This is a genomic window from Homoserinimonas sp. OAct 916 (assembly GCF_003260275.1).
Taxonomy (GTDB): Bacteria; Actinomycetota; Actinomycetes; order Actinomycetales; family Microbacteriaceae; genus OACT-916.
Genome location: NZ_QJHB01000024.1, coordinates 1 through 6,030, shown reverse-complemented (window position 1 = coordinate 6,030; position 6,030 = coordinate 1). Strand labels below are relative to the sequence as shown.

The window sequence follows — 6,030 nt, the reverse complement described above, 5'->3', positions numbered from 1 at the left end:
ATTGCCGCGACAGGGCGATTTCTGCGGGTCAAATACACCGGTTCGCGCCGGGCCGCGTCGATGATTGACGCGAGCCGTCCTCGCGCATCCGTGATTGCAACTTCAGTCATACCGCCAGTATAGAGCAGAACGTACATACTGCGCGGCATTATGTCTCATAAGCCGATCCCTTTCCGGCGATGGTCACGATCCTTCGCGACGGGGCGGCTACTCCCAAGGCCACTCCGGCTCGACGTGTCTCTGCAGATCCATGGCGTCGTGGAGGACCCGGCCGATAACCAGCACTTCACCGTCTCGACGACAGATGAGAAAGTGTCGCGGACGGTGGACGACTCTCCCGGGCACGTGAGTGCGGCTTTGAGACAAGTGCCAGGAGAACACACCGTCCCCGAGGTCGGGGCGAGGCGTGTGCCCTGCATCGCCGCTGCTCGATGCCGCGCCACGAATGGCAGAGGCAATCAGCGACTCGTACCGTTTGCGCGCCTCGTCGCCGAACTGCTCATCCGACCACGCAAGGATGGAAATAATGTCAGCTTGGGCAGCACGAGTGAGGCGATAGCTCGCCATCAGCCCGCTTCCTGGGTCCTCGCTGCGCGGGCTCCGAGTTGTCCGATGAAATCGTCGAGATCTGCATCTGCAACGTCATCGAAGCGTCCCGAGTCAAGATCGGACCAGCCTTGATCGGCCGCTTTACGCAGCGCAACAATTTTCGCTGCGTTCTCCGCTTCTTGCCGCTCCAGAACCCGGAGGCCTTCGCGTAGTACCTCACTGGCGTTCTGATAGCGTCCGGATTTCACCAATGAATCAACCAGTTCGTACTGGTGTTGACTCAGTACAACATTTCTCGTCGTCACGATTACCGCCTCCATTGGCATTTTATGCCAATGTGCAAGAATCCGATAGAGGATCCGTCAGCGGGCTACTTTAAAGCTCTCAAGAACGATCAGGGTCGTATCGTCGATCACGAAGTTCTCTCCAAGTTCAGCACGCATCTCGGGGGAACCCCAGAAACGCAGATGACCCGCGCGCCACTCGACGACGGAGTCGTATCCCTCGCCCTCTGCGATTGCATGGGTCAGCGGCACATCTCGGAGGGGCACAATCTGAACGCCAACGGTCTCGATTTCGGATAGAGGCGCGTCGCTCGGATCGATTACGGTGCCACGATCACCGACGGCAGGAAGCGCTTCATCGCACACTTCGCACTCGTAGACGAGTGAACTCGTAGCGGTCTTCATCCCGGACTGGATTGCTTCGACGATCTGGTCACGGAGGGGACCAGGAAACGCGAACTCGACTACTGGAAGAGCATGGGGCACGACAACGGAATCTATCACCTTGTGAGTTCGTGCCCGATGGCCGATCCGCTAATGAGCTGGCAGCGCGAATAGGAGATTGCCGGCGGGCGGAATTCCTGTTGCCAAAACATTAGTTGCAGCCGATATGTGCTTCAGCTAATATTGGGATATGAACATCGATTGGTCTCGAGAGTTCGACCGGCAGTTGGATCGGCTGGAGGAGGACGCGACCGATCGCGGCACACAGATTTTCGATCTGTTTGCTTTTATGTTGAGCCGGCTACGGGCGCTGGATCAGATACCGGATGAAGATACGGCGATGATCAAACGAGTGCGGCAGTCCCGCAAAAATCAAAGGGATTGCGTTTCGTCTGATCTGTTGGTTTCCGCCGAACGGTGACCAGATCGTTGTTGCACTTTTTGCCGGTGATAAGGCGGGAATGGGCGACGTGTTTTATGACACGGTCGGCACGAGGGCTGATCAGGCGATCGAACGATGGCTAGAGGAGACAGGGCAATGAGCGAGAAAGAATTCATCCGCGGCAATGATCGGATTGATCGAATGCTGCAGCGGCCCGGGACTGCGGAGGCAGTCGCGAAGCTCGAACAGCAGGCGGACGTGCTTGACCGCGTCCATGCGATGAGCTTGGCGATGGTCAGGGAGGCCGGAAAGCACACGCAAGCTGAGATTGCCCGCGTACTAAATATGACGCAGGGGTCCGTGTCACAGATGGAGAGGCGAGACGACATGCTGCTATCCACTTTGCGGAACTATCTCACTGCCACCGGGGCGGAGAACCCAAGGATCCTGGTGACCATCAACGGTCAAGACGTAGCGCTAGACATCTGACGGTTTGGACTCAACCGGGTACAGTCGTTGTCTATGAGTCCTCAACTCGGAACTGCTTCGGGGCGGCGACCTCGAATGCGTCCGCAGGCCGATCCCCAGCTGGACGTCCGAAAAGGTACCCGTTGCGGTGCTTATAGCGACAATTACGTGTCTCGCCAGCGCCCGGTACACGATCGGCTTTCGGGCAGTCGGTGGGGTATTGCGTTAGGGTCGGAGGCGTCTGGCATCGCCGGTTTCGGGAGGACTTCGACATGCATCAGGGCGACCCACAATCACCAATTTCCGCTCCGCCCACGACGGCGCAAAGGGTCGAGGCATTTCCGGTTCCGGTCGCCGGTTTTATAGCGCAACCGCATCTTGAGTTGATGCCGCTCGCCAGCGAGTGGTCCAGTGGAAATGGCGAGGGCGTGCTCACGGAGAGGTCCGTAACGCTGTCGTATACGTTCTGGCGGAATCCATCGAACCGGGACGATCCAAGCAATCTCCGCGATCTGGATGAGGCGACAAAGGCGGCGCTTGCGGCCCCGCCGGTCAGACAGCTAGCGCCGCAGCTGGAGGAGGCGCGGCAGAGGGGCCGGTTCCCGATGGTGTGGGACGCGATCAGGACGACAATCGTCGGCGGTGGCGAGGATTTGCCCGACCTAGGGACGGCACTGATCGATCACGCCACCTATATCCTGATGAACACATTCCGGGACACGCGCACAGCAGCGATAAATGCCGACCCCTCCTCGCACCCATGCACAGTCGACGGGGCGCCACGAACCGAGCACCTACAGCCAGCGCCGTTCGAACTCGACGCCGTGACGTATTCAGGTCTGCTGCTGGACACCGACCCGGATGTGTGGGCTGGGGGAATCGCGCTTGCCGACCGCCTCATCACTGTTGTTGTTGAACGAGCCCTCCTGGATTCCCTCGACCTGCGATACACAACTGTCCGACCGAGCTGACAAGTGTCGAATCGGAGAGACCAAATCAGGAATGCCCTCTCGTTGACGGTTCCCACCCGGGCAGTCGGTACCGATCAGAAGCTGGCGTCGCTCGTGCTGTCGGCAGGTGGAGAAACGCCGTCCGGTCACGGACCGGCTTGCGAGACGGCGACTACTGAACTTTAGACGAGTGAGTCGGTGTGGGCCGCAGCCGCCAATCATGGGACGCTATGTACGAGCGGTTGGTGGACAATCTCCGACCGTCGCGGTTACCTGAAGAGATGCCGTTACTGGCCGATCGGCGGATTCACATGTCGCTACTCGTCCAGCCTGACCTTGTGCAGGAGGCGGGCAGAGTACCCGCCCAGCCGGTAGTGACCCGGATCCGGCGGCTTGTTGTGGTCGCTGCGCTGGCTGCGTTTGTGTACGGCGTCGCGAATGTGGCGGGAAAAGGCTACTGCCCCGGTGGCGTGAATACTGATGGGACCATGACCGATGCAGCCGGCAACGCCACGGACGTGGCCCCGAGTTGCGTTGCCCTCACGCTGCAACCGAGTGCCTTCATCTACATTGGGATCTTCGCGATCGTGATCGGCGCCCTCACCCTCGTGACCCGCCGAGCAGCCAATGTTCCTGCCGCCTTGCGGTATCTCGATCGAGGGGCAGCTGCTGTCGTGATCCTCGCTGTCGCATCGGTAATTATTAGCCAAATCTGGTTTGGGCTGATCCCCATTTCTGATTGGGATGGCGGCGGCACATTCTTGTACCCATTCCCATTTGGTTCAGTAGATCTCGAAATTACCCCGATGAACACTCCATGACTTTGATCCTGTAATGAAGCGGGAGCACGGCCCATTTGGGGATACGTTTGGTGTTCTCAACCCCTTGGTCCCAGGCTGCAATTATTCTGGCTAACTCCCCAGAAGGGGGGCGGGCCGGACGTGTTGATTTCAAAAGAGGCTCCTTCCTGTTGGGTATTCGAGTGCTTTGTGGGCACGCAAAAGAGGGGTCTGATCGAAATCAGACCCCTCAGGGGCGGTGCAATTGCGTGAGGGTTAGATCACGCTGTAACCGAGCCTGTCGGCGGCTAGGTCCACGATTGCTTCGGCCGCCGAATGGTTCAGAAGCGCGTTGAAGGAAGGCAGTGACGGAAACGACATCTGCGTCTTGGCGCGACTGAAGAGTGTGATCATCGGCTGGTTGTCGATCGAGGACTGGTGATAGAGACCGTCGATCTGTGTTCCCAGCTGAGAGTAGATCTCCCGAGCCCAGGCTTGCGTCGACACTTTGTCATCCATCATCATCGCGGCGGCTGCCGTGTTGAGGACGGGCCAGTTGGTCGTCAGATCAAGCAGCTCGAGCTTCCGCGTTGGTTTCCAACCGACAAGGATTGGAGCCTCTGAGATGCGGTCGATGACTCGCGACCCTTGGTACACCTCAGCAAACGCCGTGATGGCATCGGCCGAGGTGTACATCACACCGTAACCGGCGTGATCGCCGGGAGGGAGAGGATGCGGGTCAAAACGCACTCCTAGGACGGGCCCGTGTTCTCGGAGTTGATCCCAAGAATAAAGACGCCTGCTTTGGCTACGAAAGATGCGCCACAGCTGACCGTCATATTCACGGAAGTGTTCCGGATGTGTGACGAACTTGCTGGGCGGTGTAGGGGCAACTTTTGGTCTCGGCGAGGCGCTCACGAAGTGTGGTAACCCTCGATCACGTCGAGGACCGCTTGTCGATCCCCACCGCCAACCAGCCAGTCCACGGGTGTAACGGGGTGCTCACTCACGACAAGGTCTTCTTGTGGAGTTGTCATGAGCCCACGGATGGTGGCGGGGTGGGTATCGTTCGGGAACGCCTTGATGACCTGCTTGAGTCCTGGGAGTACGTCCTCGTTGTTGAATTGCCACGAGGGGTAGCGCCTGTTGCGGCCAACCAGGTAACTGTAGAGCCCACCGGAGCCTTGGCGATGACGCACGCGTGAGCTATCAATCTCGAGCATCTTGGCGACCTCGGTGGTACTGAGGGAGTCAGCAAGCTCGGACAGCTTGGCCGTTTGGATCTTCGACCGGAGTGAGCCTCCCGCGACTCGTCCAACGGCCGCGTCGTAGTCCGAAGCAGAGACCGACCCTGATTCAGTGAGGAAATCCACCTGGTCCTGAGTGAGCGCGACCCCGTGGACCTTCGGTTCTTCGATTATCTCGGCTGTTTCGTTGAAGATAGCGTCAGCGAGATCGAGATCGACTTTGACGATCACGGATTCCACAAGTCGAGTCAGACTCTTTTGCAACCCGAGGAGCTGCGCCGTGGTCACGGCGCTGTCCAGTCTGATGACGAGCGTGAACTCTTGGTGCGCAGGGGTTTTAGCCTCTTTTCGTGCAGCTTTGTGCTTATGTGGTTGGTTCGCGGTTACTGCGGCATTCATTGCGACCTCCTGATCCTGATTCGCTCCTAGTGCGCACTATTCATACTAGCTAGGTGTTATCGTGCGCGCAACGAGTCGGTAGATCCTAGATCGCGACGGCTCCTTTGATGCCAGGGTGGTGCTCGTAGCCGACAACCTCGAAATCTTCGAGTTCGTAATCAAAGATTGAGCCGCGCTCACGAATCTTGAGGCGCGGGTATGGGAAAGGCTCGCGCGTGAGCTTCCGTTCCACTTGCTCGATGTGGTTGTCGTAGAGGTGGCAGTCGCCACCGGTCCACACGAACTCACACCAGGCTCAATCCCAATCTGCTGCGCGACCATGAGCGTCAGCGTCGCGTACGAAGCAACGTTGAACGGTACGCCGAGGAACATGTCGGCGGAGCGCTGTCCGGTCAGGGATCGGCGGATTCAACCGGTCGTTGCAACGATGGGCTTTCCTGGCTCTGACATTAGCCGTTGCAGGGCTTGCGCGGGTGTAATCCCGCCGAGTGTTTTGCGTGGACGATCGTTGAGTTCGGTTGCGACTTC

10 protein-coding genes and 1 pseudogene are annotated in these 6,030 nt (G+C 58.7%); 4 read left to right on the top strand and 7 right to left on the bottom strand.

The window, feature by feature from the left end:
• From DL891_RS16385 to DL891_RS16370, 4 genes are all read right to left on the bottom strand, one after another.
• The coding region (locus DL891_RS16385; protein WP_157962582.1) for a type II toxin-antitoxin system prevent-host-death family antitoxin at window positions 1-110 on the bottom strand (110 nt) is incomplete at its 3' end.
• A gap of 97 nt (window positions 111-207) precedes the next feature.
• Window positions 208-567, bottom strand: a complete 360-nt coding sequence (locus tag DL891_RS16380; protein WP_111721561.1) for a type II toxin-antitoxin system RelE/ParE family toxin — start codon at window positions 565-567, stop codon at window positions 208-210.
• Window positions 567-869, bottom strand: coding sequence for a type II toxin-antitoxin system ParD family antitoxin (locus DL891_RS16375; RefSeq protein ID WP_198668967.1), 303 nt, complete (start codon window positions 867-869; stop codon window positions 567-569). The genes DL891_RS16380 and DL891_RS16375 overlap by 1 nt, the downstream gene beginning before the upstream one ends.
• 42 nt (window positions 870-911) lie before the next feature.
• A complete protein-coding gene (locus tag DL891_RS16370; protein ID WP_111721563.1) occupies window positions 912-1,319 on the bottom strand; it encodes an ASCH domain-containing protein in 408 nt (135 codons plus the stop codon).
• Window positions 1,320-1,467: 148 nt separating this feature from the next.
• Here DL891_RS16370 and DL891_RS16365 point away from each other — a divergent pair, with 148 nt between their 5' ends.
• From DL891_RS16365 to DL891_RS16350, 4 genes are all read left to right on the top strand, one after another.
• A complete protein-coding gene (locus DL891_RS16365) occupies window positions 1,468-1,698 on the top strand; it encodes a hypothetical protein (protein ID WP_198668966.1) in 231 nt (76 codons plus the stop codon).
• A gap of 117 nt (window positions 1,699-1,815) precedes the next feature.
• Window positions 1,816-2,148 carry an XRE family transcriptional regulator gene (locus DL891_RS16360; RefSeq protein ID WP_198668965.1) on the top strand — a complete coding sequence of 111 codons (333 nt, stop codon included), beginning with the start codon at window positions 1,816-1,818 and terminating at the stop codon, window positions 2,146-2,148.
• 365 nt (window positions 2,149-2,513) lie between these two features.
• Window positions 2,514-3,098, top strand: coding sequence for a hypothetical protein (locus tag DL891_RS16355; protein ID WP_111721560.1), 585 nt, complete (start codon window positions 2,514-2,516; stop codon window positions 3,096-3,098).
• A gap of 209 nt (window positions 3,099-3,307) precedes the next feature.
• Window positions 3,308-3,898 carry a hypothetical protein gene (locus DL891_RS16350; RefSeq protein ID WP_157962581.1) on the top strand — a complete coding sequence of 197 codons (591 nt, stop codon included), beginning with the start codon at window positions 3,308-3,310 and terminating at the stop codon, window positions 3,896-3,898.
• A 234-nt stretch (window positions 3,899-4,132) separates the two neighbouring features.
• Here DL891_RS16350 and DL891_RS16345 read toward each other — a convergent pair whose 3' ends face one another.
• The 3 genes and pseudogenes from DL891_RS16345 to thyA all read right to left on the bottom strand — a co-directional run.
• Window positions 4,133-4,774, bottom strand: a complete 642-nt coding sequence (locus DL891_RS16345) for an RES family NAD+ phosphorylase (RefSeq protein ID WP_157962580.1) — start codon at window positions 4,772-4,774, stop codon at window positions 4,133-4,135.
• The gene (locus DL891_RS16340) at window positions 4,771-5,502 is read right to left on the bottom strand and encodes a hypothetical protein (protein WP_111721557.1); all 732 of its coding nucleotides are present in this window, start codon (window positions 5,500-5,502) and stop codon (window positions 4,771-4,773) included. The genes DL891_RS16345 and DL891_RS16340 overlap by 4 nt, the downstream gene beginning before the upstream one ends.
• 85 nt (window positions 5,503-5,587) lie before the next feature.
• Window positions 5,588-5,889 (bottom strand): annotated as a pseudogene (gene thyA / locus DL891_RS16335) (thymidylate synthase); the annotation flags it as partial.
• Window positions 5,890-6,030: the final 141 nt, after the last annotated feature.